29 protein-coding genes are annotated in these 26,530 nt (G+C 59.9%); 18 read left to right on the forward strand and 11 right to left on the reverse strand.

Features of this window, described 5'->3' with window-relative positions; all coding sequences use genetic code 11:
* Positions 1-145: 145 nt before the first annotated feature.
* The gene (locus tag EGM97_RS07205) at positions 146-943 is read left to right on the forward strand and encodes a crotonase/enoyl-CoA hydratase family protein (RefSeq protein ID WP_238962696.1); all 798 of its coding nucleotides are present in this window, start codon (positions 146-148) and stop codon (positions 941-943) included.
* Positions 944-963: 20 nt separating this feature from the next.
* Positions 964-1,881, forward strand: coding sequence for an alpha/beta hydrolase family protein (locus EGM97_RS07210; RefSeq protein WP_238962695.1), 918 nt, complete (start codon positions 964-966; stop codon positions 1,879-1,881).
* Here EGM97_RS07210 and EGM97_RS07215 read toward each other — a convergent pair.
* Positions 1,844-2,776, reverse strand: coding sequence for a helix-turn-helix transcriptional regulator (locus EGM97_RS07215; RefSeq protein WP_238962694.1), 933 nt, complete (start codon positions 2,774-2,776; stop codon positions 1,844-1,846). The genes EGM97_RS07210 and EGM97_RS07215 overlap by 38 nt on opposite strands.
* 354 nt (positions 2,777-3,130) lie before the next feature.
* On the opposite strand from EGM97_RS07215, the gene EGM97_RS07220 reads away from it, so the two are divergent.
* From EGM97_RS07220 to EGM97_RS07235, 4 genes are all read left to right on the forward strand, one after another.
* A complete protein-coding gene (locus tag EGM97_RS07220) occupies positions 3,131-4,480 on the forward strand; it encodes an MFS transporter (RefSeq protein WP_238962693.1) in 1,350 nt (449 codons plus the stop codon).
* A gap of 98 nt (positions 4,481-4,578) precedes the next feature.
* Positions 4,579-5,271 (forward strand): fumarylacetoacetate hydrolase family protein, encoded by a 693-nt coding sequence (locus EGM97_RS07225; RefSeq protein WP_238962692.1) that lies wholly within the window; start codon positions 4,579-4,581, stop codon positions 5,269-5,271.
* Positions 5,272-5,312: 41 nt separating this feature from the next.
* Positions 5,313-6,071: an SDR family oxidoreductase gene (locus tag EGM97_RS07230; RefSeq protein WP_238962691.1), complete on the forward strand. Its 759-nt coding sequence runs from the start codon at positions 5,313-5,315 to the stop codon at positions 6,069-6,071.
* 32 nt (positions 6,072-6,103) lie between these two features.
* On the forward strand, positions 6,104-7,060 hold the full coding sequence (locus tag EGM97_RS07235) for a 2-hydroxyacid dehydrogenase (protein WP_238962690.1): 957 nt from the start codon (positions 6,104-6,106) through the stop codon (positions 7,058-7,060).
* Positions 7,061-7,064: 4 nt separating this feature from the next.
* On the opposite strand, the gene EGM97_RS07240 is transcribed toward EGM97_RS07235, so the two are convergent.
* A complete protein-coding gene (locus tag EGM97_RS07240; RefSeq protein ID WP_238962689.1) occupies positions 7,065-7,439 on the reverse strand; it encodes a hypothetical protein in 375 nt (124 codons plus the stop codon).
* A 29-nt stretch (positions 7,440-7,468) separates the two neighbouring features.
* Positions 7,469-7,876, reverse strand: coding sequence for a VOC family protein (locus EGM97_RS07245; RefSeq protein ID WP_238962688.1), 408 nt, complete (start codon positions 7,874-7,876; stop codon positions 7,469-7,471).
* A 67-nt stretch (positions 7,877-7,943) separates the two neighbouring features.
* Here EGM97_RS07245 and EGM97_RS07250 point away from each other — a divergent pair, with 67 nt between their 5' ends.
* Entirely contained in the window at positions 7,944-8,504 is a 561-nt protein-coding gene (locus EGM97_RS07250) for a GNAT family N-acetyltransferase (protein WP_238962687.1), read from the forward strand.
* 23 nt (positions 8,505-8,527) lie between these two features.
* On the opposite strand, the gene EGM97_RS07255 is transcribed toward EGM97_RS07250, so the two are convergent.
* Entirely contained in the window at positions 8,528-9,040 is a 513-nt protein-coding gene (locus EGM97_RS07255; RefSeq protein WP_238962686.1) for a P-loop nucleotide/nucleoside kinase family protein, read from the reverse strand.
* 281 nt (positions 9,041-9,321) lie between these two features.
* On the opposite strand from EGM97_RS07255, the gene EGM97_RS07260 reads away from it, so the two are divergent.
* The 9 genes from EGM97_RS07260 (at position 9,322) to EGM97_RS07300 (ending at position 16,041) form a co-directional block, all read left to right on the forward strand.
* Complete coding sequence (locus EGM97_RS07260; protein WP_238962685.1) at positions 9,322-10,350, forward strand: sterol desaturase family protein; 1,029 nt, start codon at positions 9,322-9,324, stop codon at positions 10,348-10,350.
* A gap of 142 nt (positions 10,351-10,492) precedes the next feature.
* Complete coding sequence (locus tag EGM97_RS07265) at positions 10,493-10,681, forward strand: hypothetical protein (RefSeq protein WP_238962684.1); 189 nt, start codon at positions 10,493-10,495, stop codon at positions 10,679-10,681.
* A gap of 245 nt (positions 10,682-10,926) precedes the next feature.
* Positions 10,927-13,116 (forward strand): response regulator, encoded by a 2,190-nt coding sequence (locus EGM97_RS07270; protein ID WP_238962683.1) that lies wholly within the window; start codon positions 10,927-10,929, stop codon positions 13,114-13,116.
* 154 nt (positions 13,117-13,270) lie between these two features.
* Positions 13,271-13,456, forward strand: a complete 186-nt coding sequence (locus tag EGM97_RS07275) for a hypothetical protein (RefSeq protein ID WP_238962682.1) — start codon at positions 13,271-13,273, stop codon at positions 13,454-13,456.
* 325 nt (positions 13,457-13,781) lie between these two features.
* The gene (locus tag EGM97_RS07280) at positions 13,782-14,189 is read left to right on the forward strand and encodes a glycine zipper domain-containing protein (RefSeq protein ID WP_053150353.1); all 408 of its coding nucleotides are present in this window, start codon (positions 13,782-13,784) and stop codon (positions 14,187-14,189) included.
* Positions 14,190-14,311: 122 nt separating this feature from the next.
* A complete protein-coding gene (locus EGM97_RS07285; RefSeq protein WP_172679609.1) occupies positions 14,312-14,470 on the forward strand; it encodes a hypothetical protein in 159 nt (52 codons plus the stop codon).
* A gap of 30 nt (positions 14,471-14,500) precedes the next feature.
* A complete protein-coding gene (locus EGM97_RS07290; protein ID WP_238962681.1) occupies positions 14,501-14,704 on the forward strand; it encodes a hypothetical protein in 204 nt (67 codons plus the stop codon).
* An 87-nt stretch (positions 14,705-14,791) separates the two neighbouring features.
* Positions 14,792-15,145, forward strand: coding sequence for a hypothetical protein (locus tag EGM97_RS07295; RefSeq protein WP_238962680.1), 354 nt, complete (start codon positions 14,792-14,794; stop codon positions 15,143-15,145).
* A 200-nt stretch (positions 15,146-15,345) separates the two neighbouring features.
* The gene (locus EGM97_RS07300; protein WP_238962679.1) at positions 15,346-16,041 is read left to right on the forward strand and encodes an HAD-IA family hydrolase; all 696 of its coding nucleotides are present in this window, start codon (positions 15,346-15,348) and stop codon (positions 16,039-16,041) included.
* 65 nt (positions 16,042-16,106) lie between these two features.
* On the opposite strand, the gene EGM97_RS07305 is transcribed toward EGM97_RS07300, so the two are convergent.
* Positions 16,107-16,853, reverse strand: a complete 747-nt coding sequence (locus EGM97_RS07305) for a 3-oxoacyl-ACP reductase family protein (protein WP_238962678.1) — start codon at positions 16,851-16,853, stop codon at positions 16,107-16,109.
* A gap of 125 nt (positions 16,854-16,978) precedes the next feature.
* On the opposite strand from EGM97_RS07305, the gene EGM97_RS07310 reads away from it, so the two are divergent.
* Positions 16,979-17,902: a LysR family transcriptional regulator gene (locus tag EGM97_RS07310; RefSeq protein ID WP_238962677.1), complete on the forward strand. Its 924-nt coding sequence runs from the start codon at positions 16,979-16,981 to the stop codon at positions 17,900-17,902.
* A 146-nt stretch (positions 17,903-18,048) separates the two neighbouring features.
* Here EGM97_RS07310 and EGM97_RS07315 read toward each other — a convergent pair whose 3' ends face one another.
* The 3 genes from EGM97_RS07315 to EGM97_RS07325 all read right to left on the reverse strand — a co-directional run bounded on the left by EGM97_RS07315 (position 18,049) and on the right by EGM97_RS07325 (position 21,523).
* Positions 18,049-18,777 (reverse strand): aspartate/glutamate racemase family protein, encoded by a 729-nt coding sequence (locus tag EGM97_RS07315; RefSeq protein ID WP_238962676.1) that lies wholly within the window; start codon positions 18,775-18,777, stop codon positions 18,049-18,051.
* Positions 18,778-18,794: 17 nt separating this feature from the next.
* A complete protein-coding gene (locus tag EGM97_RS07320; protein ID WP_238962675.1) occupies positions 18,795-20,324 on the reverse strand; it encodes an NCS1 family nucleobase:cation symporter-1 in 1,530 nt (509 codons plus the stop codon).
* A 458-nt stretch (positions 20,325-20,782) separates the two neighbouring features.
* Entirely contained in the window at positions 20,783-21,523 is a 741-nt protein-coding gene (locus tag EGM97_RS07325; RefSeq protein WP_238962674.1) for a phosphoadenylyl-sulfate reductase, read from the reverse strand.
* A gap of 173 nt (positions 21,524-21,696) precedes the next feature.
* Here EGM97_RS07325 and thrH point away from each other — a divergent pair, with 173 nt between their 5' ends.
* Positions 21,697-22,314, forward strand: coding sequence for a bifunctional phosphoserine phosphatase/homoserine phosphotransferase ThrH (gene thrH / locus EGM97_RS07330; RefSeq protein WP_238962673.1), 618 nt, complete (start codon positions 21,697-21,699; stop codon positions 22,312-22,314).
* A gap of 46 nt (positions 22,315-22,360) precedes the next feature.
* On the opposite strand, the gene pabB is transcribed toward thrH, so the two are convergent.
* The 3 genes from pabB to rloB form a co-directional block, all read right to left on the reverse strand.
* Positions 22,361-23,704 (reverse strand): aminodeoxychorismate synthase component I, encoded by a 1,344-nt coding sequence (gene pabB / locus EGM97_RS07335; protein ID WP_238962672.1) that lies wholly within the window; start codon positions 23,702-23,704, stop codon positions 22,361-22,363.
* 302 nt (positions 23,705-24,006) lie between these two features.
* On the reverse strand, positions 24,007-24,993 hold the full coding sequence (locus tag EGM97_RS07340; RefSeq protein WP_053150389.1) for an alpha-L-glutamate ligase-like protein: 987 nt from the start codon (positions 24,991-24,993) through the stop codon (positions 24,007-24,009).
* Entirely contained in the window at positions 24,993-26,525 is a 1,533-nt protein-coding gene (gene rloB / locus EGM97_RS07345; protein WP_238962671.1) for an osmotic stress tolerance membrane protein RloB, read from the reverse strand. The genes EGM97_RS07340 and rloB overlap by 1 nt, the downstream gene beginning before the upstream one ends.
* Positions 26,526-26,530: the final 5 nt, after the last annotated feature.

Here is a 26,530-nt window from a genome sequence, read left to right on the forward strand (position 1 = left end):
GGAAATTGATTCTATGTCATAAGCCATGGCGTCTCAATTTGACGGTTACCGAATGTTTGTTTAGTTTGTTCAAACCAAACGTTCAGTAAGTAACTGGGCGTCTGGGGCCTCCCTCCCTCGCGTCATGAACCCAGGAGAGTTTTCCATGAGCGAAGCCAACAGCGGTCCGGGTCGAGTCACTCGGGAGCAGCGTGGTCATCTGTTTCTTGTCGGCCTGGACCGGGCCGGTAAACGTAATGCGTTCGATAGTGCGCTGTTGACCGACTTCGCCCTGGCCCTGGGCGAATATGAACGCAATGACGAGATGCGTTGCGCCGTGGTGTTTGCCCATGGCGAGCATTTCACTGCCGGCCTCGACCTGATGGAGCTGACGCCGAAGCTGGCTTCGGGCGGTTTCAAATACCCGGACGAGGGCATTGATCCGTGGGGCGTCTCAAAACCGCGTCGCAGCAAACCGGTGGTCCTGGCCGTGCAAGGCACCTGCTGGACCGCTGGTATCGAACTGGTGCTCAACGCTGACATCGCCATTGCCGCCAGCAATGCCCGTTTCGCTCATCTGGAAGTGCTGCGCGGTATTGCGCCATCCGGCGGCTCGACCGTGCGTTTCACCCAGGCTGCCGGCTGGACCGACGCCATGCGTTACATGCTGACCGGTGAAGAATTCAATGCCCAGGATGCGCTGCGCATGCGCCTGCTGACCGAGGTCGTCGAGCCGGGCCAGGAACTGGCTCGCGCCATCGACTATGCCGAGCGCATTGCCAAGGCAGCCCCTCTGGCGATCAGGGCCACCTTGCAGTCCGCTTTCCAGGCCCGTGACGAAGGTGACGACGCGGCGCTTTCCTCGCTCAATGAGCGGTTGTTCGCCTTGATCAAGAGCGACGACGTGCGCGAAGGCGTCATGGCAATGATTCAAAAGCGTGAACCAGTGTTCAAAGGTCGTTAATTCACAGGGCAGGGCAGGTGATGGGGCATTACCAAGGCGCCATGGATTTTACCGTGGTCGATCAACCGACTCTGGTGGCGGACGATGGCTATCGCCTGGCCGCCATCCGCTATCGTGCCCAAGGGACGCTGAAGGGCAATCTGATCATGGCGGGCGCGACTGGCGTGCAGCAGCGCTTTTATCGTCGCTTTGCCGAGCATGCCAGTCAGCAGGGGTTCAATGTCCTGACAATCGACTACCGAGGCGTCGGGGCGTCCGGGCCGGAGTCCCTGAAAGGTTTCGAGATGTCTTACCTGGACTGGGGACGGCGCGATCTGGCGGCGGCCGTCGAGCATATGGATGACGGCCGGACGCCGCTGTATTGGGTCGGACACTCCTTTGGCGGGCATGCCTTGGGCTTGTTGCCGAACCATCACAAGATCACGGCAGCCTATTGCTTCGGTACGGGTGCCGGCTGGGCCGGTTGGATGCCCAGACTGGAAGCGTTCAAGGTTCGTTTGCTGTGGCGGTGCGTCCTGCCGCTGATTGTGGCCTGCAAGGGCTACATGGCGTGGAGCCTGCTGGGAATGGGCGATGACCTGCCGCTCGGGGTCTACAAGGACTGGCGCCGCTGGTGCGTTTATCCCCATTACTTCTTCGATGATCCGTCCATGACGGCTGTCGCTGATCAGTACGCGCAAGTGCGCACGCCTTGCATGTTTGCCAACGCGGTGGATGATCCCTGGGCGCCGCCGGTATCCCGGGACGCCTTCATCAAAGGCTATCGCAATGTGCCGTTGCAGGTGCGTGACCTGCATCCCGAGGAGAAAAAACAAACCATCGGCCACATGGGATACTTCCGGCCAACGGCGGCGCCGATCTGGGATGAAGTGCTCGACTGGCTGCTTGGCCATCAGCCGCTCAGGTATTCAACGCCGACTGCGGTGTGTCCGGATTGAGCTGCTGGCGCCGGAACTGTCCCGGTGGCAGGCCATGTATCTGGCGAAAGCGCCTGGAAAAATAAGCTTCGTCGGCGAACCCGCACAACCTCGCCACTTCGCCCACCGGGCGGGTGCCGTTGAGCAAGTAATTGCGCGCCGCATGCATCCTGCGCTCAAGCACCAGTTCGGTGAAGGTCTTGCCGATTTCCTTGCGCAACCAGTGGGTCAGGTAAGTGGGCGACAGGTAAGTCGCGGCGGCGACTTTGATCAGGTTGAGATCGGGGTCGGCGATGTTCTTGCGCAGGTATTCGGACATCCTGCCCAACGCATCGCGCCGGCTGACTTCGGCGGCGTTTTCTTCAGCCAATCGCTTGAGCGGCTCGGCATACAAGGCACAGACGCTGCCGATCAGTTGCAGCAGTAACCCCTTGAGCATCTCTCGGGTGCCGAATTGACGGTTTTCATCCAGCACGCGCATTTGCTCGATCAACCCGCAGACCTTGCTGAAATCCTCCTGGCCCAGAATGAAATCCAAGTGCTCCTGGAAACGGAACGGCGATAACTCGGGGGCCAGGAGAATCGAGACTTCCTCCAGGTCCATCGGGTCGCATTGCAGATGCGGCAACAGGAAGGTCTGGGAAAAGTTGATCACGATGAAGCTGCTGTCCGCCGGATGCGGAATCACATGCACGCGATGGGGCAGGATGAAAGCCAGTGTGTTACGGGGAAATGGGCGCTGGACGTTGCCGATGTGTTGCACGGTGTCGCCGCCGAGGTTGATCTGGATCTGGAAATATTCGTGGCGATGGGGACTGGTTTCGGCTCGCCGGCCCTTTTTGTCGCGGATGTAGAAGTCCGTCAGTTCGCTGCGTTGTTGCATGAAATAGGTGGGTACCTGGCTCGGTGATGACATCGCCTGGGGATCCTCGACTGGTACGGAGGGAGGCGTTGATTGTGACGGGGCTCTTAAGTGATTTTCAAGGAGTCATACGATGACGTGGGCTAAGGGAGAAATTTATTTTCAAACAAGGGAAAGAGGCACTGTCCAAAATTCAAAAAATACTCTCAAATAATTTTTGCTTTAAAAACAATCAGTTAGTAATTTTTTTGTGACTTCATGAAAATTTTCACTGGCTTTTGCTTTTTGGACAGGTTTTTCACTCGCGGTGGCAAAGATAAAAAATGATCTAACGCTTCCATTGATTTTGCGGTGTTGTACGACCACTGTCGGGCTCTCGATTTTTCTAACAATAACGAGGGCTTATCCATGTCGAGTTCACAAACCTCCCAGGCTGGCGCGTCGCCGGCGCAGGCCGGCGCCCGAGATGCCGCAGCGTCGACCAGGCTGCCGTCCCGTCGGCGCTGGTTCATGCTGTCGCTGTTGTTGATCGCGACGATCATCAATTACATCGACCGGGTGAACATTTCGATTGCCGCGCCGTTCCTGGCCAAGGACCTGGGTCTGGACAAGATTGAGATGGGCCTGATCTTTTCTGCTTTCGCCTGGACCTACGCCATCGCATTGGTGCCCGCCGGGTTCATTGCCGATCGCTTCGGGTCGCGGTTCACCTACGGGGTATCGCTGATCAGTTGGTCGACAGTCACCGTGTGCCAGGGCTTCGCCACGGGATTCGCTTCACTGTTCGGCCTGCGCCTGGCCGTCGGCGCCATGGAGGCACCGGCGTTTCCGGCCAACAGCCGGGCGGTCACGGTGTGGTTCCCGGCGCGGGAGCGCGGCATGGCCAGCAGTATCTATGTCTGCGGCCAGTATTTGGGCACCGCATTGTTTACCGGTGCGTTGCTCTGGCTGGCGACTACTTTCGACTGGCGCCATGTGTTCTACAGCACGGGCGCGCTCGGTATCGTTTTTGGCGTGGCCTGGCTGTTCCTGTATCGCGATCCGATGAACTGCAAGAAGGTCAGCAAGGAAGAGCTGAAGTACATCGAGGCCGGGGGCGGACTGGTCAAGAGCAGTCAGGAACGCACCCGCTTCAACTGGCGGCAGATTGCCGAACTGTTCAGCTATCGGCAGGTCTGGGCGATCTGCATCGGCAAATTCGCCAGCACCTCGGCGCTGTATTTCTTTCTCACCTGGTTCCCGACGTACCTCATCGAAGAGCGTCAACTGACGACGATCAAGGCCGGGATCTTTGCGGTGATGCCATTCGTGGGCGCGACGGTGGGCATCCTGCTTGCTGGGATCGTGTCTGACCTGTTGATCCGCCGTGGCTATTCGCTGTCCTTCGCCCGCAAGCTGCCGCTGGTGGTGGGTTCTATGCTGGGCATGTCCATCGTCCTGGTGAACTTCACCGATTCGAACGCGATCTGCATCGCCGTGCTGACGATTGCCTTCTTCGCCCAGGGCATTGCGTCGTCTTCCTGGGCGGCGGTGTCGGAAGTGGCGCCCAAGGAACTGATCGGGTTGACCGGCGGGATCACCAGCCTGGCCGCCAATATCGGCGGCATTGTCACCCCCATCGTGATCGGCGCGATCGTCCACAAGACCGGCTCGTTTGCCTTGGCCTTCTGGTTCATCGGCGGTGTCGCGCTGATCGGCACCTTGTCTTACTCATTGCTGCTCGGTCGCCTGTATCGCATCGAACTCAAGGCTCGCTGAGTCACGACAACCGATTTCTCCAATACGAGGCGGCTTTCGTCCAACTTCGCAACAGACAGCCGCCGTACGCTGACCCTTCCATCAGGACTTTTATCAGGATGAACATGCCCGAGTACGTCTTTACCCCCGACCTGCCCGTGACCTTGCCGGTAGCCGGCAGCCCCCAGCGTTTTCCCGTGGGGCGGGTATTTTGCGTCGGCCGCAATTACCCTTGGCCAGATACTCAAGGCCAGTCCCGACAACCGCCAGTGTTCTTCATGAAGCCGGCGAGCACCGTGATAGAGGCGGTGGGCGAGATGGCTTATCCGTCCGTGACAGAGGAATTCGTCCACGAAATCGAGCTGGTCGTCGCCATCGGCGAGGGCGGTGCTCACATTCCCGAAAGCCAGGCCCTGGCCTATGTGTGGGGCTACGCGGCGGGCCTTGATCTGACCCGGCGTGATGTCCAGCGCATGGCCAAGCGCAACGGCCTGGCATGGGAGGGCGCCAAAGTGTTTGATGGCGCCGCGCCAATGACCGCCATTGTGCCGGTGGCGCAAGCCGGTCATCCGCAGGGCGAATTGTGGTTGAGCGTGAACGGCGAGGAACGCCAGCGCGACAGCCTCGACAGCCAGATCTGGTCGGTCAGCGAAGTCATCAGCCGCATTTCCCAATCGGTGCCCCTCAGGGCCGGTGACCTGATCATGACCGGCAGCCCGGCGGGCGTCGATCTGTTGTTGCCGGGGGATGTCGTCACCGCTGGCATCGATGGTCTCGGCGAACTGGAAATGCGCGTCGGCCCGCGCCCGTAAACCTGGCAATCGTCCTACTGATTTGAGAAAGGGAGCACCACATGTCCAATACCTTGAAAGTAGCGCTGGTGACCGGTGCCGGCAGCGGCATCGGTCGCGCCGTCGCCTTGGGGCTGATGCAGGATGGATTCACCCTGGTGTTGGCGGGACGCCGCACGGAACCCTTGCAAGCATTGGTCGAACTGGCCGCCGCCGAGGGCCGTGAAGCGCTGGCGGTGCCCACCGATGTGCGTGATCCGGCCAGTGTCGACGCGCTGTTTGCAACCATCGCCGAGGTCTACGGACGTCTGGACGTTGTGTTCAATAACGCCGGGATCAACGCCCCGGCCGTGCCTCTGGATGAGTTGACGTTCGAACAATGGCGCAACGTGATCGACACCAACCTCAACGGGGTTTTCCTCTGCGCCCGTGGCGCGTTCGGGCTGATGCGCCGGCAACAACCCCAGGGCGGACGCATCATCAACAACGGCTCGATTTCCGCTCATACGCCACGCCCCTTCAGCAGTGCCTATACCGCCAGCAAACACGCGGTACTGGGACTGACCAAATCACTGGCCCTGGACGGCCGCGAATTCAACATCGCCTGCAGTCAGATCGACATCGGCAACGCCCTGACGGAGATGTCGGTGCGCATGACCAAAGGCGTGCGCCAGGCCAACGGCACCGTCGCGGTGGAGCCGATGGTCGACGTCAGTCATGTGGCTGACGCGGTGCGCTACATCGCTGGCCTGCCGCTGTCGGCCAACGTCCTGAACATGACCATCATGGCCACCGCCATGCCCTTTGCCGGCCGCGGTTGAGCCGGCGTTTTTATTCGCTACACGAGGTCTCCATGAAGCCAGAAGTCTTGCAGCTCAGCCCGATCCTGATCCCTGAAATCAATACCCGGCTCAACGAGCTGTTTACCATCCGGCGCTATTTCGAACAGGCCGACAAAACCGCCTATGTGCAGGAGCATGGCGCCAACATTCGCGGTGTGATCACCGGTGGGCACACCGGTATCAGCCAGGCGCTCATGGCACAACTGCCCAGACTGGAGGTGGTCGCGGTCAACGGTGTAGGCACCGACGCAGTGGACCTGGCCTATGCCAGGGATCGCGGCATTCGTGTCACTGCCACCATCGGCGCGCTGACCGAAGACGTCGCCGACCTGGCCATCGGATTATTGATCGCTGTGTGCCGTGGCTTGTGCACCGGTGATCGCTACGTACGCTCCGGCCAATGGCCGCAGAGCCCGACACCGTTGGCACCGCTGCCATTGGCTCGTCAGGTGTCGGGCATGCGCATCGGCATCGTCGGCATGGGCCGCGTCGGTCGTGCCGTGGCGATCCGCGCCGCCGCGTTCGGGTGCGCGATCAGCTATACCGACCTGCAACCCATGAATGACGTGAGCCACCGGTTCGTTGCCGACCTCAAACAGTTGGCGAGTGAGAGTGACGCACTGATTCTTGCCGCCGCCGCCGACAAGGCCGAAGCGATCATCGACGCCCAAGTGCTGCAAGCCCTGGGGAAGGGCGGCTACCTGATCAACGTGGCCCGGGGCAAGCTGGTCAACGAGACCGATCTGGTCGCAGCACTGAACGCCGGAGACATCGCCGGCGCGGCGCTGGATGTGTTCGTCGACGAACCGAACGTTCCCGAAACGTTGTTTGGCAATGAACATGTCGTCCTGCAACCTCATCGCGCCAGCGCAACGTTGCAGACCCGCACGCGCATGGGAGAAATGGTGGTGGCCAGCCTGGTGGACAGTTTTGCCGGAAAAGTACCGCAAGGGTGCGTGACGGGGTGAGCGCTTAACGTCCGAACGGGTAGTGCTCGATACGACAGGCATGACTGTTGCCATCGCCTTTGCAGATACCGTCCAGGTAGCGGTAGTCGACTCGCACCGACTGCCCTTTCCTGGGCCATTGCCGGCGGGGAAGCGTGGCCTGGTAGTCGGCCGTTTCCGGCGTGAACGTGAGTGTCGTTCCTTCCTTTGGGCACTCTACCGTGGCCGACTTCGGGCTTGCCGTCAGGACCTTGGCTTGTAGTTGTGGGAAAGGGCGTTTAAGTACGTCAGTGATGTGCAGTTCCAGACGGCAGATTTGCCAGGTGGCTGCCTGTACGGGATCGCACAGGACCAAGAGTGCCAACGCGAACGGCACAAGATAGGCGGCTTGTTTTTTCATGTCATTTTCCCTGAGAGCCCCGATTCCATTCAACGCCACCAGGCTGCTTCAGGATCATGGCAGCAAACGCACAGCTTATTGCCGTCAAGGTCCCGAAAGTAGGCGCCGTAATAATCGGGGTGATAGTGGGGCCTTAATCCTGGAGGGCCTTCACAAGTGGCCCCGAGAGCCAACGCTGTAGCGTGGCTTTTCCTGACCGCCTCTCGGTTGGGCGCGAGTAGCGCCACCATCTGCCCATTGCCGGGCTCACTGGCGTGGCCGTCAAACGGTGTGCCTATGACAAAGATCGGGCGGGGAGAGGCTGGCGCGACCCAACCGGCCCAAGCCTTGCTCGCTTCGCAGAATTTCAACGTGAGGCCCAGGCCAGCCATTATCTTTGAATAGAAAGCGAAGGCACGATCGAAGTCGCGTATACCTACATAAACGTGGGATATCATGACAGTCACCACTGAGGCTATGGATCAACGGGTTTACCAAGCCTGAGAAGTAAAAAGGAACTTTATCGTGGACACCATCCCCGTGCTCAAGACTCGGCGCCTTATCCTCACGCCCCTGCAGCTGAGCGACGCACCGGCTATCCAGCAGTTATTCCCTCACTGGGACGTAGTGCGCTATCTCGACAGCCGCGTGCCTTGGCCCTATCCGGATGACGGCGCGCTGACCTACATCCGCGACCACGCGCTCCCCGCCATCGAAGCGGGCCGTGAATGGCATTGGATGATTCGCAGGTGCGAAGAACCGGCGCAAAGCATCGGAAGTATCAGCCTGTACGACCAGCACGGCAACAACCGAGGCTTCTGGCTGGCACCTCAATGGCAGGGAAACGGCTACATGCGCGAAGCCTGCGAAGTTATTAACGCCTATTGGTTCGAAACGCTGGGACGTCCCGTCATGCAGGTACCCAAGGCGGTGGGCAACCAGGCATCGCGCAGGGTGTCGGAGCGCGAAGGCATGCGCATGATCGCGACGGGGCAGGGGGATTTCGTTTGTGGGCCGATGCTCAAGGAAATCTGGGAGATGAGGCGCGAGGATTGGCTTGGACGCAAGGCCGCGTCAGGAATGTAGCAAGCCAGCCACGGCAAGATGGATCATTGGAGGTTGGGCCGAAAACAACGCTCCATGATCATGGCAACCGCTTTCGTTGAAGACAACAGGGCTGTGTCTACGCTGAGCGGCGCACGATTCCACGCTTCGTATTCATGATTCTGGACCGACTGCCAGCTTGGCGGAGTCAGTCCGGGAATATCGATCTGCCTGGTTTCTACCCGTCGTCGGTGTTCCTGCTTATCCGAACAGATCACTTGGATATCCACTAGCTGAACACCTGACTGTCTGGCGATTGAGCTCCACGCCTCGCGGCTTTCGGCTACGGGATTTACGCAATCGACGATGACCGTGCTGCCAATGCGCAGATTACTCCGAGCCAGCTCATTGGCGACCCGATAACCGCTGCGTCCCACTCCATGAGCCAGCACACCCTCGTTTCGGATGGCCTGCTCGATCGTATCGATTCGCAGGTACACGGCGCCAATTTTAGCGGCAAGGTCACTTGCGATAGTCGTTTTTCCGGTCCCCGGAAGACCGCTGAAGACAATGAGCATCTTATGTTCCTTGATGATCTGAAACCGCTATCGACGGCTGTTTTGCGCGGTCTAGGTTTTTCACGTTGTCCTCCGGAACAGAACCATCGATCGTTCGGGACAGGTTAGCAATTCGTTCAGGTCATTGCCCGAAGCCACATTCGCTTGCGTATCTGGGGACGTGGAGGGGCAAGATGGCTTGAAGCTGAGCACTTGATCCACTGACATGCCCGATCAAATGCCACCCAGACATTAATAAGATTGATTTACAATGCCGTTCCTTCGTCCGAGGCCGACGCTCCGTGGATGCATTTTCCCTGCTGTATCGACACTTGATCGATTGGGTCATCACGCCCATTACCGAGCAGTTCTTCGGCATTTTCAACCTGAACGGCCGCCTCGGCGCCCTGTTTCTCTGCGCTTCCTACGGCGTTGCCTATGGCCTGTTCCGTTTCAGGAAACGTCGCGGCTTGACCGGCGCCCGTTCGTTCTGGCAATTTCTCGGTGGTAATCAGGTTCATTGGCATCGTTCGGCGTTGCTGGATTACCGCTATTACTTCGTGCGGGCGATTCTCAAGGTCGCGCTGGTGGTGCCCATCGTCCACCTGGTGGATCCGTACATTCTGCGCTCTGGCGATTACCTGGCGTTCTTCGGCAATCTCTGGGGCGCGCGGCCGCGCCTGGGGGAGAACCTTTCGCTCGCCTTGATGTATGGACTTGGGGTGTTCCTGGTGAAGGATTTCATCCATTACTGGGCGCACCGGGCGTTTCACTCGCGTTGGCTTTGGGCTTTTCACAAGGTCCACCATTCGGCGCCCGTGCTGGTGCCGGCCACCGCGAGTCGCGTGCACTTTTTGGAAAAAGTCGTCGAGAAAATCGGCGTCACCGCCGGCCTTGGCCTGTATGTCGGTGCCTTCTGGTATGCCTGCGGTGGCGAGGTCAGCCGCTACACATTGTTCGGCGTGACGTACCTGGTGTTCATCTTCAACAGCCTGGCGGCGAACCTGCGGCACACCCATGTCTGGCTGTCATTCGGCCCGGTGGTGGAGCATCTGTTGAACAGCCCGGCCCAGCATCAGATCCACCACAGCGACGCTCCACGGCATTTCAACCGGAACTTCGGCACGAACCTGTCGCTGTGGGACTGGATGTTCGGCACGCTCTATGTCACCACCCGGCAGCCCGAGCCGCTGCGTTTCGGCACGGGCGAGCAGGATCAGCAGCGGTACTTGACGGTTTACAGCCTGATCGTCACGCCTTTTATGGAGACGGCTCGCAAGTTCAGGACGAGGCGTTCGCGGAGGGTTGAGGCTGAAACGCGGAGTTTATAAACGGATTTTTAGCGAGGTTAACGGATACAAGAAAAAACGAAACCTCCTACTTCTTATACGGAAACGTCCAAAGGCCGAACAAGGTATCTTCGTGGCTCTGCATACAGCACCCCGAAACGTGGGTAATCTTTGGAGGTCGGGAATGGAATCGCGTGTGGTGAAACTCGAGACGCATGTCGAAAATGTTCGACGCGAGATGGACGTTATCTGCGTAGACCTGCGCGAGCATCGCGCTGAAACAAGGATGGATCTGAGGGTTTTGTTCGCGGCATTGATTACGTCCTCCCTGGGGTTGGCCGGGATGATGGCGAAAGGTTTTGGCTGGCTGTGAATCAAAGGCCCTGACTCAGTCAGGGCTTCGTGATTCCAGGGATAGACCGTAAAGGCAATTTCCAATGATTTGTAGGAAACTGCTGTAGCCTAATCGTCCGGTCCCACGCTTACGCCCCCATTTGCATCCTCACGAATCCCACAATCCAATCGCACATTCCTTCCCGGCGCGGGATAATAGGCCCCGGCTTAAGGACACAGCACTTCGCTTCGATGATGTTGAGCGGCTGAGAGGGACCGAATGCAATGACTGACTGGCTGCAAAGCTATGGAGAAATGGCCGAACAGGTACGTCGCTATGATTGGGCCAGCACTTCTATCGGGCCGTTGGAGCAATGGCCGGATGTGCTGAAGACCACCGTGGCGCTGAGCCTTGCCTCCCATTTTCCCAAGGCCATCGTATGGGGGCCGGATCTGATTACCCTGTACAACGATGCCTTCATGGCGATCCTCGGCAACAAACCCGATGCGCTGGGCCGCCGGTTCGACGAGATCTGGCAGGAAGCATGGAGCGAGATTGGTCCGATCCTGCAGGGTGCATTCGGTGGGCAAGCGACCTATATCGAGAATTTCCCCTTGGTCGTCGAGCGGGGCGGCGGTCCTGAGCAGGCTTATTTCACTTTCTGCTACAGCCCCATCCGTGATCAGTTCGGCAATGTCGTGGGCATGCTTGACACCGTCACCGAGACCACGTCGACCGTATTCATGACCCAACGCTTGGCCGTTCTCGATGCCATTGGCAGTGCGGTGGCCAACGCCACCGATCCACAGGCCATCATGGCAACCACCACGCGCATCCTGGCGGCGCACTTGAATCTGTCCAATTGCGCGTATGCGGACATGGAGGAAGACGAGGATGCCTTCACGATTCGCGGTGACTGGGCCAGGGCGGGCTCGCCCAGCATTGTCGGGCATTATCGACTGGCGGATTTCGGTCGGCTGGCGGTCGACAACCTGAGGGCCGGAAAACCGCTGGTGGTCAACGATAACCTGGCGGAACTGGCGCCGAACGAAGCGGCGGCGTTCCAATCGATCGGTATCGCCGCCACCATTTGTGTCCCGCTGATCAAGAACGGGCGATTGACCGCTTTGATGGCGATCCATGATAGAACGCCCCGGGTCTGGTCTTCGAACGATCTGGCGCTGTTGATGGAAGTCACCGAGCGATCCTGGGCCCACATTGAGCGAGCCCGTGCCGACGCGGCCGTGCGCGAGGGGCTTGCGGCCCTGGCCGAACTGAACGCGACGCTGGAGGAACGGGTCGAGGAGCGCACCACGCGGCTGAAGCAGACCGAAGCCGCGCTTCGTCAGTCGCAGAAGCTCGAAGCTATCGGTCAGCTCACGGGCGGTGTGGCCCATGACTTCAATAACCTGCTGACCATCATTCGTTCCTCTGTCGACTTCCTGCGCATGCCCAATCTGTCCGATGAACGTCGCCAGCGCTACATGAGTGCTGTATCCGATACGGTGGAGCGCGCTGCCAAATTGACCAGCCAACTGCTGGCGTTCGCCCGGCGTCAGCCCTTGAAACCGCAAGTGATCGATGTGGGCAAGCAAGTGCAGAGCCTGGGAGACATGCTGGAAACCATCACGGGGGCGCGGATGCAGGTCAAGGTCGAACTGTGCGACCGGCCCTGTTACATCCGGGCGGACCTGAGCCAGTTCGAAACGGCCCTGATCAACATGGCGTTGAACGCACGCGATGCCATGAGTGGTCAGGGCACGCTGTGGCTTCGGCTCAAATGCGGTGCAGGCATGCCGCCGATCCGTGGTCATGCAGGATCCGGGCAGGCTTTTGTCGCCGTGGCCCTGGCAGACACCGGTACGGGTATTGCGTCCGAGTTCCTCGAGCACATTTTCGAGCCCTTCTTCACCACCAAGGAAGTGGGCAAGGGCACGGGGTTGGGCCTGTCCCAAGTGTTCGGCTTTGCCAAGCAATCCGGTGGCAACGTCGATGTTTCGACCGTTGTCGGCCAGGGCACGGTGTTTACCTTGTACCTTCCCGAAGTCGAGGCCGAAAGGGTGGCGCGACCGGTGGAGGAAGAAACCACCCGCCTGATACTGGACAAGGGCAGGCGGCGCGTTTTGATCGTGGAAGACAATGTGGAAGTGGGGCGGTTTGCCAACCAGATCCTGCAGGACCTGGGTTACGAAACCGCCTGGGCTACCAACGCCGAGGAGGCATTGGACCTGGCCGGCCCGGATGCCATGGCCTTCGATGCGGTATTTTCCGACGTGGTCATGCCGGGTATCAGCGGTATCGCGCTGGCCAAGGAGCTGCGTCGACGTCGCGAGGACTTGCCAGTGGTGTTGACGTCCGGCTACAGCGAGGAGCTGGCACACAGTGGCCATGAAGGTTTCGAGTTTTTGTCCAAGCCCTACTCGGCCGACCAGGTTTCCCGGGTGCTAAGCCGGACGATAATGCGCACAGGTTGAGTGTTTCCCTTTTGAAACAGTGGCTTCCATTCGTCGGTCAAGCGCGGATAGGACAGGCGGTCTGTTGCTGACCGACTAGTCTCAAACCCTGAAGGTCGATATTTTCAGGCAATCGGTTGTTGCCGGTATCGGTCTCGACGTAAAGGGGAAGGCAATGGGAGCACCGTACAGCGAGGATATCGGAGCTGTGTATCCGATCAATGAAGGGTTGCAGTGTGGTCAGTCGGCCTACCGGGCCGACTTTGGCGACGAGCCGATCAAATCCATCAGGACCAAGGTACCGAAAGTGCAGCGAGGGGAAAAAGCCAAATTCCTGCCCAGGGTGCCGGCCAGGAAATAGCATCAGTCGCAGCCCCGTCAGTGGACGGGGCTTTTTGCAAGTGCGTTCCCTGGGCGAGGGCGCTGGCAACCTCGACCGTCGCGTAACTGTTTTTCATCTTTATTTATCGACGTTTCTTTCACGTTTCTTTCACACGCGCACACGTAGCCTGAGCTCATCCGTTAGAAAGCAGTACCTGCCCGTTTCCCCAGCGGGCTTTTTTTTGTCTGTCATAAAACTACCCTCGCGTTCGTTGTCCAACCGGCATGGCTGAGCCGTTTGGCGTAAACTCGCGCCCGCGCGCATCGGCCATCTCTCCCGATGCGGCATTCTTGAGGTTTTTATCATGCGTTTGACTTTGTCCACCCTGGTGCTTGGGCTTCTGGTTGCTCAAGGCGCGATGGCGGCTGGCGATGGGACCGCCGCGATCGGCGGTGGCCTTGGCGGGGTATTGGGTAATGTGGTCGGCCAGCAGATGGGCGGCAGCACGGGCGCCGCGATCGGCGCCGGTGTAGGCGGTGCCGCCGGCAGTGCGGTAGGGGCTCGCAAGGGCAGCCGTACGGAAGCTGCCATCGGCGGCGGTCTGGGGTCGGCCGGTGGTTCGATTATCGGCAACCGCCTGGGCGGCTCCACCGGTTCTACCATCGGCGCAGGTCTCGGCGGCGCGGCCGGTGGTGCATTGGGCAGCAACCTGTCCAACGACAATGACGGTCACTCCGGCAAGAAGCACAAGCACAAAAGAAAGCATCGCTGAAGTGATGTCTGGATGAGAGGACCCGGCCACGTGCCGGGTTTTCTTTTCCCGGGATTTGTCCGGAACGTTTACCTCGCTCCCGCCTCGAATTCATACATCCACTTGCAATCACGAGGTGTGCCATGACGCCGGAAACCGAAGGCCAGGAAGAAAAAGGCCCGTCGGGTGTCCCTTTCGTCAATGATCCGGGCAATGAAGACCCTGGTTCCTTGATGGATGACGCCCAGGTGCCTCTGATCGACGACGAAGACGCCGAGCTTGAAGAAGAATCCTACGATTGAGGCCGAGCAATCTGCCTCAGGAGGTTTGTCATGACTGCCGACCCACCTATTCCAGAAGACGATGAAACCCCGGAATACCCGCTGCCATCGCCCACTGACTCGCTGGGTCGCGACCAGCGACCGCCTGAGGACGACGCCGGCGTAGAGCAGGTACCGAATGAAGATGAAGACATCGAGGCGAGTCCGGACGATCCGGATATCGCCGGTGACGATGCATCCGGCAAACCCAGCTGAAGACCGGGCCGCCTGTCGATTTCGGGGCACCATTGACCCGTTATGGCGGCCACACATCAGGTAAGTACCTTGAAAAGGAGACTCACCATGATGAAGTCACACATGACCGCGCTGACGCTAGCCGGGATTCTTTCAGCCAGTCCACTGGCGGTTTTCGCGCAGTCCTCCGATGACAATGCGCCCGTGGACAAAGGCGGGATGCCGCCGTCTACCCAGATGGATGCCGGCTCCACGTCCGACGCCAACGGTAACGCTTTGCCTCCGGGATCTGTCAGCGGGGGGAACGGCGGCGATGCCAACGGCAGCAGTACCAGCCCCGGCACGGGAAGCGGGTCCACCAGTGGCGGTAGCTCCGTGGGCGGCGGTGCAAGCAGTGGAGGCGGCACGGGCACCAGCGACAGTGGCGGCAGCTCGGGTGGCTCCAGCGGTTCGAGCCAATAAGTCAGTCATAACGACCAATCCTGTAGGAGCGGGATGAAGACGATTCAGTTCCTACAGGCTCCTTTCTCAGGCTTGTAAGATTTTTCGTTGCCTGTTCCACGCCCCCCTCGTTATTCTGCTGAATCCTTTAAGGCAGACACCCCACCTGGCCGCACCTGAGCCATCCCCTGGAATGTTGTGTTGATAACGGATCAGATGCGATGAATGCACCGCACAAAGAGTTTGGCCCGATCAAGGCTGTGATTTTCGACATGGATGGGCTGCTGCTCGACACCGAGGGCATCTACACCGAGGTCACGTCCATTATTGCCGAGCGCTACGGGCGCACCTTCGACTGGAGCGTGAAGCAGAACATCATTGGGCGTGGTGCCGGGGATCTGGCTCGTTATGTGGTCCAGGCCCTGGATCTGCCGATCACTGCCGAGGAGTTCCTGGTGATCCGGGAGCCCCTGATGCGCGAGCGTTTTCCTCATGCCTTGGGGATGCCCGGCGCCGAGGAGTTGGTACGGCATCTCAAGGCCCATGACATTCCCATTGCGGTGGGTACCAGTTCGTCGAGTCACACATTCAAGCTGAAAACCACTTTGCACCGGGACTGGTTCGCGTTGTTCGATTTCATCGTCACTGCGGATGATCCGGAAGTGGGCGCGGCAAAACCGGCGCCGGATATTTTCCTCACCGCGGCCCGTCGCCTGGGGATCGCTCCCCGTGATTGCCTGGTGTTCGAGGATTCGCCATTTGGCGTCACGGCCGCGAAAGCGGCGGGTATGACCGCCATCGCTGTCCCGGATTCGGCCATGGCCGACGAAAAGTACGCCCATGCCGACGCAATCATTCGTTCGCTGAAGCTGTTCCAACCGGCCTTGTGCGGCTTGCCGGAACTGGAGTGGGCCTGAGGGCATGAGGCAAAAAAACGCCGGCCACGGTTGAAACCCTGGCCGGCGTTTTTCATGGGGAGCGGTCAGGCGCCGAAACCGCCGTCGATGGTCAGGCTGGCCCCGGTGATATAGGCTGCTTCCGGGCCTGCCAGGTAGGCGACGAAACTGGCGATTTCATCAACTTTGCCATAGCGTCCGATGGCCATCAGCGACATCAGGCTTTCGGCGAAGTCGCTGTCCGCCGGGTTCATGTCGGTATCCACCGGGCCGGGCTGCACGTTGTTGACGGTAATGCCACGCGGGCCCAGGTCGCGGGCCAGGCCTTTGGTCAGACCCACCAGTGCAGATTTGCTCATGGCGTAGGTGGCGCCCCCGGCGAAGGGCATGCGGTCGGCGTTGGTGCTGCCGATGTTGATCACCCGACCGCCTTCGGTCATATGACGCGCAGCCTCTTGGGTGGCGATGAACACGCTGCGCACGTTGACGGCCAGAGTCTGGTCGAAATCTTCCAGTTTGAACTCCTCCAGCGGGCCCATGGCCAGGATACCGGCGTTGTTGACCAGAATGTCCAGACTGCCGAAGGCTTCGACGGTGGTCCTGACGGCATTGCGAATGGCCTCGGCGTCGGCGCTGTCGGCCTTGATGGCCAGGGCCTTGCCACCGGCAGCGGTGATGCTGTTCTGCAATTCCTCGGACTTGGCGGCGGAGCTGACATAAGTGAAAGCCACCGCGGCGCCTTCCGCGGCGAGGCGTTTGACGATGGCGGCGCCGATGCCGCGGGAACCGCCCTGGATCAAGGCGACTTTGCCGTTCAGTGTTTGCGTGCTCATGGTGTTCTCCAAAGGTTTCCGGGGCGAGATGCCGCGGTGATGGGGGGAGTATCCGGATCGGTCCGCACCTTGTGTAGACCGCCACTGATATAGTCTGTGTAAACCAAAAGTTTAGAATGGTGGCTATGGAGACTTTCAGCAGTATCGAATGCTTTGTGCGCAGCGCCGAAGTCGGTAGCTTTGCCGAAGCAGCACGCCGCCTGAGCATCACTCCGGCAGCCGTGGGCAAGAGTGTGGCCAAGCTGGAAGCGCGGCTGGGTGTGCGCCTGTTCCAGCGTAGCACTCGCCGCCTGACACTGACCGAGGCCGGTCAGTTGTTTCTGGAAGAGGTGAGTGGCAGCCTCAATACCATCCAGAACGCCGTCGCCAACCTGGCCAGCGCCGGCGGCCAGCCGGCGGGTACGTTGAAGGTGAGCATGGGCACGGCATTTGGCCGGCTGTACATCGTGCCGTTGCTGGGCGCGTTTCTGCAGCGTTACCCGGCGATCAATCCGGACTGGCATTTCGACAATCGTCAGGTAGACCTGATCGGCCAGGGCTTCGATGCGGCCATCGGCGGCGGCTTCGAACTGCCTCAGGGAGTGGTGGCGCGCAAGCTGTCCGTGGCTCACCGGGTCCTGGTCGCCTCCCGGGACTATTTGCACAATCATGCCGCGCTGCGCGAGCCGGAAGATCTGGCGCATCATCAAGGCATTCTGATTCGTTCGCCTCAGACGGGGCGGATCCGTTCGTGGCAACTGACCAGCCGGACAGGACAACACAGCCCGCTGATGCTCAAGGCACGCATGACCATGAGTGACTCGGAAGCCGACTGTGCAGCCGCCGCCCAAGGGCTGGGCATAGGGCTGGTGAGCATGCCGGTGGCCGTTCCTTACCTGGAATCAGGGGCGTTGCAGCGGGTGTTGCCGGATTGGTACGTCGACGATGGCAATATCTCCCTCTATTACGCCGAGCACAAATTGCTGCCGGGCAAGACCCGGGCGTTTGTGGACTTCATCATTGAACAGTTTGCCGAGCAGGGGTGGGGGGAGCGGTTCAGGGCGGTTTGAATATGGCTCTGGACCGAGGCGTTCCCTTCGCGAGCAAGCCCGCTCCCACAGTAGGTCTGTGTCGTATACACATGCTGTGATCAATACCGTTCATTTATGGGAGCGGGCTTGCTCGCGAAGGGCTCAACTCGGTTCGAGGCTGGAACTCACCGCCCGAACCGCCCCGGCCAACCAATGATGTTCTTGGGGCGCGGTGTCGCATACGTGCGCACCTTGGAAGTCGACAACCCCAGCCGCACCAGGGACTCGGCAATGGTTACCGCTGCGGTCACCCCATCCACCACCGGCACTCCGGTGCGCTGGCGGATCCGTTCGTCGAGCCCGGCCATGCCGCCGCAACCCAGGCAGATGACTTCGGCCTTGTCCTGGCTCACCGCCAGTTCCGCCTGCTGCACGATCGCTTCGACTGCCCGCTGTGGGTCTTGCTCCAGTTCCAGCACCGCCAGGCCACTGGCCCGTACCGATGCGCAGCGGTCGAACAGGCCGGACAGTTTGAGACGGTCTTCGATCAGCGGCACGGTGCGGTCCAGGGTGGTGACCACCGAATATGCATGGCCGAGGAACATTGCGGTGCTGGCGCCGGCATCGGTGATATCCACCACCGGCACGTTCAGCAGCTCCTGCAAACCTTCACGGCCGTGCTCGCCGTAGCCGGCCTGGATCACCGCGTCGAACGGCTGGTCGTAGGACATGACCCGGTCCATCACCGCGATGGCGGCCAGGTAACTTTCGAAATTGCCTTCGATGGAATCTGCACCGAAATGCGGGGTGAGCCCGACAATCTCTGTTCCCGGTGCAGCCACGGCCTGGGCCTGGCGGGCAATGGCCTGGGTGATGGAGTCGGTGGTGTTGACGTTGACCACGAGAATACGCATGAGCTTTTCCTTTTGAATCAATGACTGACGCTGTCCACAGCGATGGACTCACCGCTGACGTCTTCGTAGTACGGCTGGCGTTTGGCGATGATCCGGTAAAGCAGCCCTGCAATCCCGGCGCCAATCAACCAGGAGAACGGTGAAACGCTGTCGAAGCCGGGTACCAACGCCAGGACGATGGCAATCAGCGCCGCCGGGATGAACGCCGCCACTGCACGCAGGTTGACGCCATTGCTGTAGTAGTACGCGCCGTTAGGGTCTTCGCTGTACAACTGCGGCACATTGATCCGGCCTTTGCGGACGAGCCAGTAGTCGACCATGATCACGCCATACAGTGGCCCGAGCAGCGCACCCAGGCCGGACAGGAAATAGACGATTACCAAAGGGCTGTTGTAGAGGTTCCACGGCAGGATCAGCACGGCGATGGCGGCGCTGATCAGCCCGGCCCGGCGGAAGGTCAGGTATTTGGGCGCCAGGTTACTGAGCACGAATGCCGGGGCGACGAAGTTGGCCATGATGTTCACCGCCACGGTGACGATCAGGAACGCCAGGCAGCCGAGCACCAGGAAAAAGGTATTGGGGATCGAGGCGATGACCTGGGTCGGGCTCTCGATGATCTGTCCGTTGATCTGGAACTGCGCACCGCACAGCAGGACGGTGATCCCGGCGAATACCAAAATGTTCACCGGCAGGCCCCAGAAATTGCCGACGATGATGGTCCGCCGGCACGGCGAAGAGCGTGCGAAATCGCAGAAATTGAGCACCAGCGTGCCGTAGATCGCCAGCCACAGCGCACCACCGGCAAAGATGTTGCGCCACATTTCTCCCCCGGTCAGTGGGTCACGTATTGACCAGGCAATGGTCGCGTCGGCCTGGCTGTACATCCAGCCGGCCAGGGCGGCGACAGTGACCAGGATCACTGGGCCGGCAAAACCTTCGTAGCGGCGCACCATTTCCATGCCGTAGGCCAGGATCACCAGCTGCACGAACCAGATCGCCACGAAACACACCCAGCCCAGGCTCGACAGGCCGAGGATCGAATTGTGGTCATATTCGGCGAAGCCTGGGTGGATGGCCGTCAGCAACACCCGGAACACCACGGACGCCAGGTAGGTCTGGATACCGAACCAGGCGATGGCAATGACCGCGCGGATTAATGCCGGAATCTGCGCACCGTGGATACCGAAGCTGATCCGGCTGATCACAGGGAACGGCACGCCGGTTTTTTGCCCCATGTAGCCGGACAGGTTCATGAAGCCATACACCAGTGCGGCACCGATGCCCAGGGACAAGAGGATCTGCCAACCTCCCAGACCCAGCGCATACAAGCCGATGGCAAAGGAGTAGTTGGCGATGTTGTGTACGTCGTTGGTCCACAGAGCAAAGATGCTGTAGCGACCCCAGCGCCGTCCTTCGGCCTTGGTTGGTGCCAGGTCCTTGTTATGCAGCCTGGGACTCAGGGTCAGTGGGGCAGCGGTTTTGATATTCGGGACAGTAGTGGAGGAGGGTAGATCCAGCGCGATGTTATTGGAGAGACTTGTACGCATTCCGGCAGGCTCCTGATCCTCGGGTGCCGCGATGACTGTGCATGAGCCCGTGGCTCGGCAATCTTCGTCGCGGTCGGCGAGCATCCTTGGTTACGGGGCATCTGCAGCCTGTACGGGATAGGGCGCTTCAGGCTTGCGGATCTAAAAGTGTGTGTATGTTTTCTTTGATTTGTATACAAAACACTTGTCGACTCAAGCCAGTTCTATGCCAATTGAGGATCTAAAAGCCAAAGCATTCATTTCGATTAGTTATCTGAGAAAGCTAAGTAATTGATATACGGCGGCTATAAATTGACCGTTTGAACAGGTATTTATTTTTGGTGAGGCGTGCGTGAAGAGGGAAGCAAAGCGGAGGGAGGCTAGAGGTGTAACTTTTTGGTGCGGTTCTAAGAGCGGTGCGCACAAAAAATGCCACCTTAGGTGACATTTTTGTGTACAGAAATGCTTGGTACGGTATTTCAGACCTTGGACTTACTGATGATATTGCCGGCGTGCAGCCCGCATTCCTTCTGCGTGGCTTCTTCCCACCACCAGCGACCTTCGCGTTCGTGCTGGTTTGGCAGTACCGGGCGGGTGCAGGGTTCGCAGCCGATGCTGATGAAGCCGCGTTCGTGCAGGCTGTTGTAAGGCAGCTCCAGCATGCGGATATAGCCCCAGACTTCCTCGCTGGTCATCTGCGACAGCGGGTTGAATTTGTACAGCGTGCGCTCCGGCGTGGAAAACGCCGTGTCGATTTCCAGTACCGCCACCTGACTGCGGGTGCCAGGGCTCTGATCGCGGCGCTGGCCGGTGGCCCAGGCGCGAACACCGGACAGTTTACGCCGCAGCGGCTCGATCTTGCGGATACCGCAGCATTCCCCATGGCCGTCCTTGTAGAAACTGAACAGGCCTTTTTCCTTCACGAACGGATCCAGTTTCGTATGGTCCGGCGAGATCAGTTCGATATCGATCTTGTAGTGCTCGCGCACCTGGTCGATGAATCGATAGGTTTCCGGATGCAGGCGACCGGTGTCGAGGCTGAACACCTTGACGTTCTTGTTCAGCTTCCAGGCCATGTCCACCAGCACCACGTCCTCGGCGCCGCTGAAGGATATCCACAAGTCATCACCGAATTCGGCGAAGGCCAGCTTGAGAATGTCTTGTGGAGACTTGTTGGCATAGGTCGTGGCGAGTTCCACGACGTCAAACGATGGGCTCATCAGGGCGGTTTCCTACAGGTCGGTGGCGCTGGGCGCTCTATATGGGGCTGATGGTAACAAAAGCTGTCGGGGCTGGCGCGTCCCTGTGCGTTGCGTGGGGTCGGGCGAATGGCTAGAGTCGGCAGGGCTTTGTTCGCTCAACCGATAAACATCAGAATAAATGGGAGTGTCTTGTGGAAGTTGCCTGTCTCGACCTCGAAGGTGTACTGGTCCCGGAGATCTGGATCGCCTTCGCTGAAAAAACCGGTATTGAATCGCTCAGGGCGACCACCCGGGACATTCCCGACTACGACGTGCTGATGAAGCAACGCTTGCGCATCCTCGATGAGCATGGCCTCAAGCTCTCCGACATCCAGGAAGTCATCGCCACGCTCAAGCCCCTGGAAGGCGCCAGCGAATTCGTCGACTGGCTGCGCGAGCGTTTCCAGGTGGTGATTCTTTCCGACACGTTCTACGAATTTTCCCAGCCGCTGATGCGCCAGTTGGGCTTCCCGACGTTGCTCTGCCATCGTTTGATTACCGACGACAGCGGGCGGGTGACCGGTTATCAATTGCGTCAGAAAGATCCCAAGCGGCAGTCGGTCCTGGCCTTCAAGAGCTTGTATTACCGGGTGATCGCGGCGGGGGATTCCTACAATGACACCACGATGCTCGGCGAGGCCGATGCCGGGATCCTGTTCCATGCGCCAAAGAATGTGATCCGTGAGTTCCCGCAATTCCCGGCGGTGCACAGCTTTGCCGAGTTGAAGCAGGAATTCATCAAGGCGTCGAACCGCACCCTTAGCCTGTAACCACTACCTTTGTGGGAGCGGGCCTGCTCGCTCCGACAGAGGCCGGTTACAAATTCTGTAGTGTTTCCAGCAACACCTTCACTTTAGTAATTGATTCCTGATATTCCGCCTGCCAGTCCGAGTCCGCGACAATCCCGCCGCCGCCCCAGCAACATACCTGTCCATCCTTGACCAGCAGGCTGCGGATGGCGATGGAGCTGTCCATTTCCCCGCGCACGTCCAGGTATAACAACGATCCGCAATACAGTCCGCGTCGAGTGGGTTCCAGTTCATCGATGATTTGCATGGCGCGGATCTTCGGAGCGCCGGTGATCGAGCCGCCGGGGAAACTGCCGGCGATCAAGTTCAGGGCGTCTTTGCCCGCGGCCAGTTCGCCGGTCACGCTGCTGACCAGATGGTGGACGTTCGGGTAGCTTTCCAGGCTGAACAGCTCCGGCACCCGCACCGAGCCGATGCGGCAAGTGCGGCCCAGGTCGTTGCGCAGCAGGTCGACAATCATCAGGTTTTCCGCCCTGTCCTTGGGACTGGCCAGCAGCTCGGCGGCGTGGGCCGCGTCTTCGGCAGGCGTGGTGCCGCGGGGACGGGTGCCTTTGATCGGTCGGGTTTCCACCTGGCCTGCGCTGACTTTGACGAAGCGTTCCGGAGACAGGCTGAGCACCGCACCGCCGTCGGGCAGGCTCTGGAAACCGGAAAACGGCGTCGGGCAGGCGGTACGTAGCGCCTGGTAGGCGGCCCAGGCATCGCCCCGGCACGGTGCGCGGAAGCGCTGGGCAAAGTTGACCTGATAACAGTCTCCCGCCTGGATATAGGCCTGGATCCGTTCGAGTGCCTGTCGATATTCATCGGCGCTCAGGTCTGGGGCCATGGGGCTTTCCAGTTTGAAGGTGGCCTCTGTCGCCGGGATCGGTTGGTTGAACAGCTCGATCAGGCGCTCGCGTTCGCTTTCACCACAATGGGGATGAAACACCAGCTGACTGGTACCGACCTGGTGGTCGGTGACCAACGCCCAGTCGTACACGCCGAAACGCGCGTCAGGTAGTTGTAAATCATCCTTGGCGTGGGACGGCAAGGCTTCAAGGTGTCGGCCGAAGTCATAACTCAAGTAGCCGATCACGCCGCCAGCGAAGGGCAGTTGCACCGTATCGGGTAATGCCGCATGCCCCAGTTGTGTCAGGTGGCTGCGCAAGCGCTGCAGGAACAGGGCGCCGTTTTCGTCCGGTAGCACCGCCAGTTGCGCCAGCGGCCAGGCGCTGAGCAAGTCATAACGCCCGCGCTCGGCACTCGGACGGCCGCTGTCGAGCAGCACGCTGCCAGGGGCATGACGAATCGCCGCAAAGTACTCGGCAGGGTTGGCGCGGTAGGGTAAAGGATGTACGGAGCAGGTTGGCATGGGCGGGGCGGATCAGCCGTTCAGGCGGGGGGGCGATTGTAATCCTCTGTAGGATTTGCTCCTAGAGGGATGTCGGAGATGGGTATGTCTGGCGATTGAAATAGCCCTGCTCAACTCTGTGGCGAGGGGATTTAGCGAAACGTCGCACCGCCCCGTTGGGCTGCGAAGCAGCCCCAAACAAGTCGACGCAATCAATTCTGACCCACCGGGTTATGGCTTTTCGGGGTCGCTTCGCAACCCAGCGGGGATAAATCCCCTCGCCACAGGTTATGTATCAGCCATTAGAGGGCGGGTTGAAGGAATCACCCTTCAACCGGCGGAATATGCCCGAACAACTCCTGGGCAAACGCCACGCGTTCTTCCACGGTTTCCACCACGCCCCGGGCCTTGAGTTCTTCCAGGCGGGCTTCCACCGCGTGGGTACGCAACGTCAGGCCGCAGTCGTTGGCAATCTGGATGTTCAGCCCCGGCCGCGCGTTCAGCTCCAGGATCAGTGGGCCTTTTTCCTGGTCCAGCACCATGTCGACGCCGATGTAGCCCAGCCCGCACAGTTCATAGCAACCGGCGGCCAGTTTCATGAAGCCATCCCAGTAGGGCAGTTGCACACCGTCCACCGCGTTGGTGGTGTCGGGGTGCTTGGTGATGATGTTATTCAGCCAGGTGCCGCGCAGGGTCAGGCCGGTGGCAAGATCGACGCCTACGCCGATGGCGCCCTGGTGCAGGTTGGCCTTGCCGCCGGACTGGCGGGTCGGCAACCGCAACATCGCCATCACCGGATAACCCATCAACACGATGATGCGGATATCCGGCACACCTTCATAGCTGATGCTTTTGAAAATCTGGTCCGGCACCACGCGGTATTCGATCAGCGCCCGGTCGCGGTGCCCACCCAGGGAATACAGGCCGGTGAGGATGCTGGAAATATGATGCTCGATTTCCTCGTGGCTGATGATCTTGCCGGACACCGTGCGATAGCGGCCCTCGAAGCGGTCGGCGATCACAATGATGCCGTCGCCGCCCGCGCCTTGGGCTGGCTTGATGACGAAGTCGGTGCGTCCGCCGATGATCGAGTCGAGTTTTTCGATCTCCTTCTCGGTGGAAATGATCCCGTACAGCTCCGGCACATGAATGCCCGCGGCGATGGCCCGTTCCTTGGTGATGATCTTGTCATCCACGATGGGATACAGGCTGCGCTTGTTGTATTTGAGCACGTAGTCGGCGTTACGCCGGTTGATGCCCATGATGCCCCGGGCTTCCAGGGCCTTCCAGGTCTTCCAGAGCCCGAACATTACGAGTCTGCCTTGACGAAGGCCTTGAACCGCACCAGCTCGGTCAGGCGGTAGCCACGGTAGCGACCCATGGCCAGCATGAAGCCCACCAGGATCAGCAGGATCGCCGGGAAGGTGAAGACGAAGTACACCAGCTCCGGCACGCTCATGATCAGGTGTGCCAGGGAGGCGGCGAACAGCGTGCCGATGGCGACTTTCATCGCGTGGCCGGCGCCGCGCTCTTCCCAGGTGATGGACAAGCGTTCGATGGTCATGGTCAGGATCACCATCGGGAACAGCGCCACCGACAGGCCGCGCTCCAGGCCCAGCTTATGGCTGAACAGGCTGATGGCGGCGATCAGCACCACCACGAACGTCAGTACCACCGACAGTCTGGGCAGCATCTGCAATTTGAGGTGTTCCAGGTAGGAACGTAGCGACAGGCCCAGGGTCGTGATCACCGTGAACAGGATGATGCCGAAGCCCAGCTGGGTTTCGCGGAACGCCAGGGCGATCAGCACGGGGGTGAACGTGCCGAGAGTCTGCAGGCCGATCAGGTTGCGCAGCACCAGGATCACCAGCACGCCGATCGGGATCATCACCATGATCATGAATGTCTGCTGGGTCTGAAGAGGCAGGCCGTAGAGCGAGTATTCGAGGAAGTTGGCGTCGGTGTTTTCATCCGTCAGCTTGGCCAGGCGAATGGCGTTCATTTCGCTGTTGTTCATGCTGAAGGTCACGGTGGCTTTCTTGCCGCCATCGACGGTGATCAGGTTCTCATCGCCGGTCCACCACAGCAGGCGGTCGGTAGGCAGGCCCTGTTCGCCGGTGTCCGGGTTGAAATACAGCCAGTCGGTGCCGTTGAAGCTGCGCAGCCACAATTCGGGTGTCTGCGGCTGATCGGCGACCAGGCGGATGGTGTGGACCTTTTCCACCGGCACATGGGCAATGGACAGCACCAGTTCGACGATCCTCGCCTTGTTGCTCGAAGAAACATCGCCGGCCAGCAGCAGCTTGACGTTGTCGTCGTTGAGGTTGTTGACCCGCTTGATGGCCTCGCTGATGAAGGTTTCCACGTCGGCCGAATGCTGGCGGATCGGCGCCAGCAAGGCTTCGGCGGCAATCTTCTCCGGGCCTTCGACGGCGATGCTGTCGCGGAAGGTCGGGCCCTTGACCTTGGTTTTCTCGGCGCTGTAGCGCTTGGTCAGCACCAGTCGGTAATACAGCGTCTGGTTGCCCTTGGCCCGGCGGGCCGACCACGTCACCTTGCGGTTACCGTCGATCCGGTTCACCGCCACACCGTAGTTGTTGGAAATGAAGCTCTCGTTGAGGCTCACATAGTCGCGGCTCAGGGGCGGCACGAACATCTGGACCTTTACCGGATCCTTGGCGTTGGGCACGAATTCGACTTTGGCGTCGATGTTCCACAGGTCGTCGGTAGCGTCTTCGGTCACCGGAATGCCGAGCACGAAAATCTGATAGGCCGTCACGGACAGGCCCAACACCACCAGGATGGCGATCAGCATTTTCAGATGGAGGGTCAGGGAGCGCATTGGAA

Source organism: Pseudomonas sp. AF32, from assembly GCF_022342325.2.
In the GTDB taxonomy this organism is placed as follows: domain Bacteria; phylum Pseudomonadota; class Gammaproteobacteria; order Pseudomonadales; family Pseudomonadaceae; genus Aquipseudomonas; species Aquipseudomonas uvaldensis.

Coding starts and splice junctions, on each gene's coding strand:
- EGM97_RS07205 (WP_238962696.1), top strand. CDS start 146: ATGAGCGAAGCCAACAGCGGTCCGGGTCGAGTCACTCGGGAGCAGCGT.
- EGM97_RS07210 (WP_238962695.1), top strand. CDS start 964: ATGGGGCATTACCAAGGCGCCATGGATTTTACCGTGGTCGATCAACCG.
- EGM97_RS07215 (WP_238962694.1), bottom strand. CDS start 2,776: ATGTCATCACCGAGCCAGGTACCCACCTATTTCATGCAACAACGCAGC.
- EGM97_RS07220 (WP_238962693.1), top strand. CDS start 3,131: ATGTCGAGTTCACAAACCTCCCAGGCTGGCGCGTCGCCGGCGCAGGCC.
- EGM97_RS07225 (WP_238962692.1), top strand. CDS start 4,579: ATGAACATGCCCGAGTACGTCTTTACCCCCGACCTGCCCGTGACCTTG.
- EGM97_RS07230 (WP_238962691.1), top strand. CDS start 5,313: ATGTCCAATACCTTGAAAGTAGCGCTGGTGACCGGTGCCGGCAGCGGC.
- EGM97_RS07235 (WP_238962690.1), top strand. CDS start 6,104: ATGAAGCCAGAAGTCTTGCAGCTCAGCCCGATCCTGATCCCTGAAATC.
- EGM97_RS07240 (WP_238962689.1), bottom strand. CDS start 7,439: ATGAAAAAACAAGCCGCCTATCTTGTGCCGTTCGCGTTGGCACTCTTG.
- EGM97_RS07245 (WP_238962688.1), bottom strand. CDS start 7,876: ATGATATCCCACGTTTATGTAGGTATACGCGACTTCGATCGTGCCTTC.
- EGM97_RS07255 (WP_238962686.1), bottom strand. CDS start 9,040: ATGCTCATTGTCTTCAGCGGTCTTCCGGGGACCGGAAAAACGACTATC.
- EGM97_RS07265 (WP_238962684.1), top strand. CDS start 10,493: ATGGAATCGCGTGTGGTGAAACTCGAGACGCATGTCGAAAATGTTCGA.
- EGM97_RS07270 (WP_238962683.1), top strand. CDS start 10,927: ATGACTGACTGGCTGCAAAGCTATGGAGAAATGGCCGAACAGGTACGT.
- EGM97_RS07275 (WP_238962682.1), top strand. CDS start 13,271: ATGGGAGCACCGTACAGCGAGGATATCGGAGCTGTGTATCCGATCAAT.
- EGM97_RS07280 (WP_053150353.1), top strand. CDS start 13,782: ATGCGTTTGACTTTGTCCACCCTGGTGCTTGGGCTTCTGGTTGCTCAA.
- EGM97_RS07285 (WP_172679609.1), top strand. CDS start 14,312: ATGACGCCGGAAACCGAAGGCCAGGAAGAAAAAGGCCCGTCGGGTGTC.
- EGM97_RS07290 (WP_238962681.1), top strand. CDS start 14,501: ATGACTGCCGACCCACCTATTCCAGAAGACGATGAAACCCCGGAATAC.
- EGM97_RS07295 (WP_238962680.1), top strand. CDS start 14,792: ATGATGAAGTCACACATGACCGCGCTGACGCTAGCCGGGATTCTTTCA.
- EGM97_RS07300 (WP_238962679.1), top strand. CDS start 15,346: ATGAATGCACCGCACAAAGAGTTTGGCCCGATCAAGGCTGTGATTTTC.
- EGM97_RS07305 (WP_238962678.1), bottom strand. CDS start 16,853: ATGAGCACGCAAACACTGAACGGCAAAGTCGCCTTGATCCAGGGCGGT.
- EGM97_RS07310 (WP_238962677.1), top strand. CDS start 16,979: ATGGAGACTTTCAGCAGTATCGAATGCTTTGTGCGCAGCGCCGAAGTC.
- EGM97_RS07315 (WP_238962676.1), bottom strand. CDS start 18,777: ATGCGTATTCTCGTGGTCAACGTCAACACCACCGACTCCATCACCCAG.
- EGM97_RS07320 (WP_238962675.1), bottom strand. CDS start 20,324: ATGCGTACAAGTCTCTCCAATAACATCGCGCTGGATCTACCCTCCTCC.
- EGM97_RS07325 (WP_238962674.1), bottom strand. CDS start 21,523: ATGAGCCCATCGTTTGACGTCGTGGAACTCGCCACGACCTATGCCAAC.
- pabB (WP_238962672.1), bottom strand. CDS start 23,704: ATGCCAACCTGCTCCGTACATCCTTTACCCTACCGCGCCAACCCTGCC.
- EGM97_RS07340 (WP_053150389.1), bottom strand. CDS start 24,993: ATGTTCGGGCTCTGGAAGACCTGGAAGGCCCTGGAAGCCCGGGGCATC.
- rloB (WP_238962671.1), bottom strand. CDS start 26,525: ATGCGCTCCCTGACCCTCCATCTGAAAATGCTGATCGCCATCCTGGTG.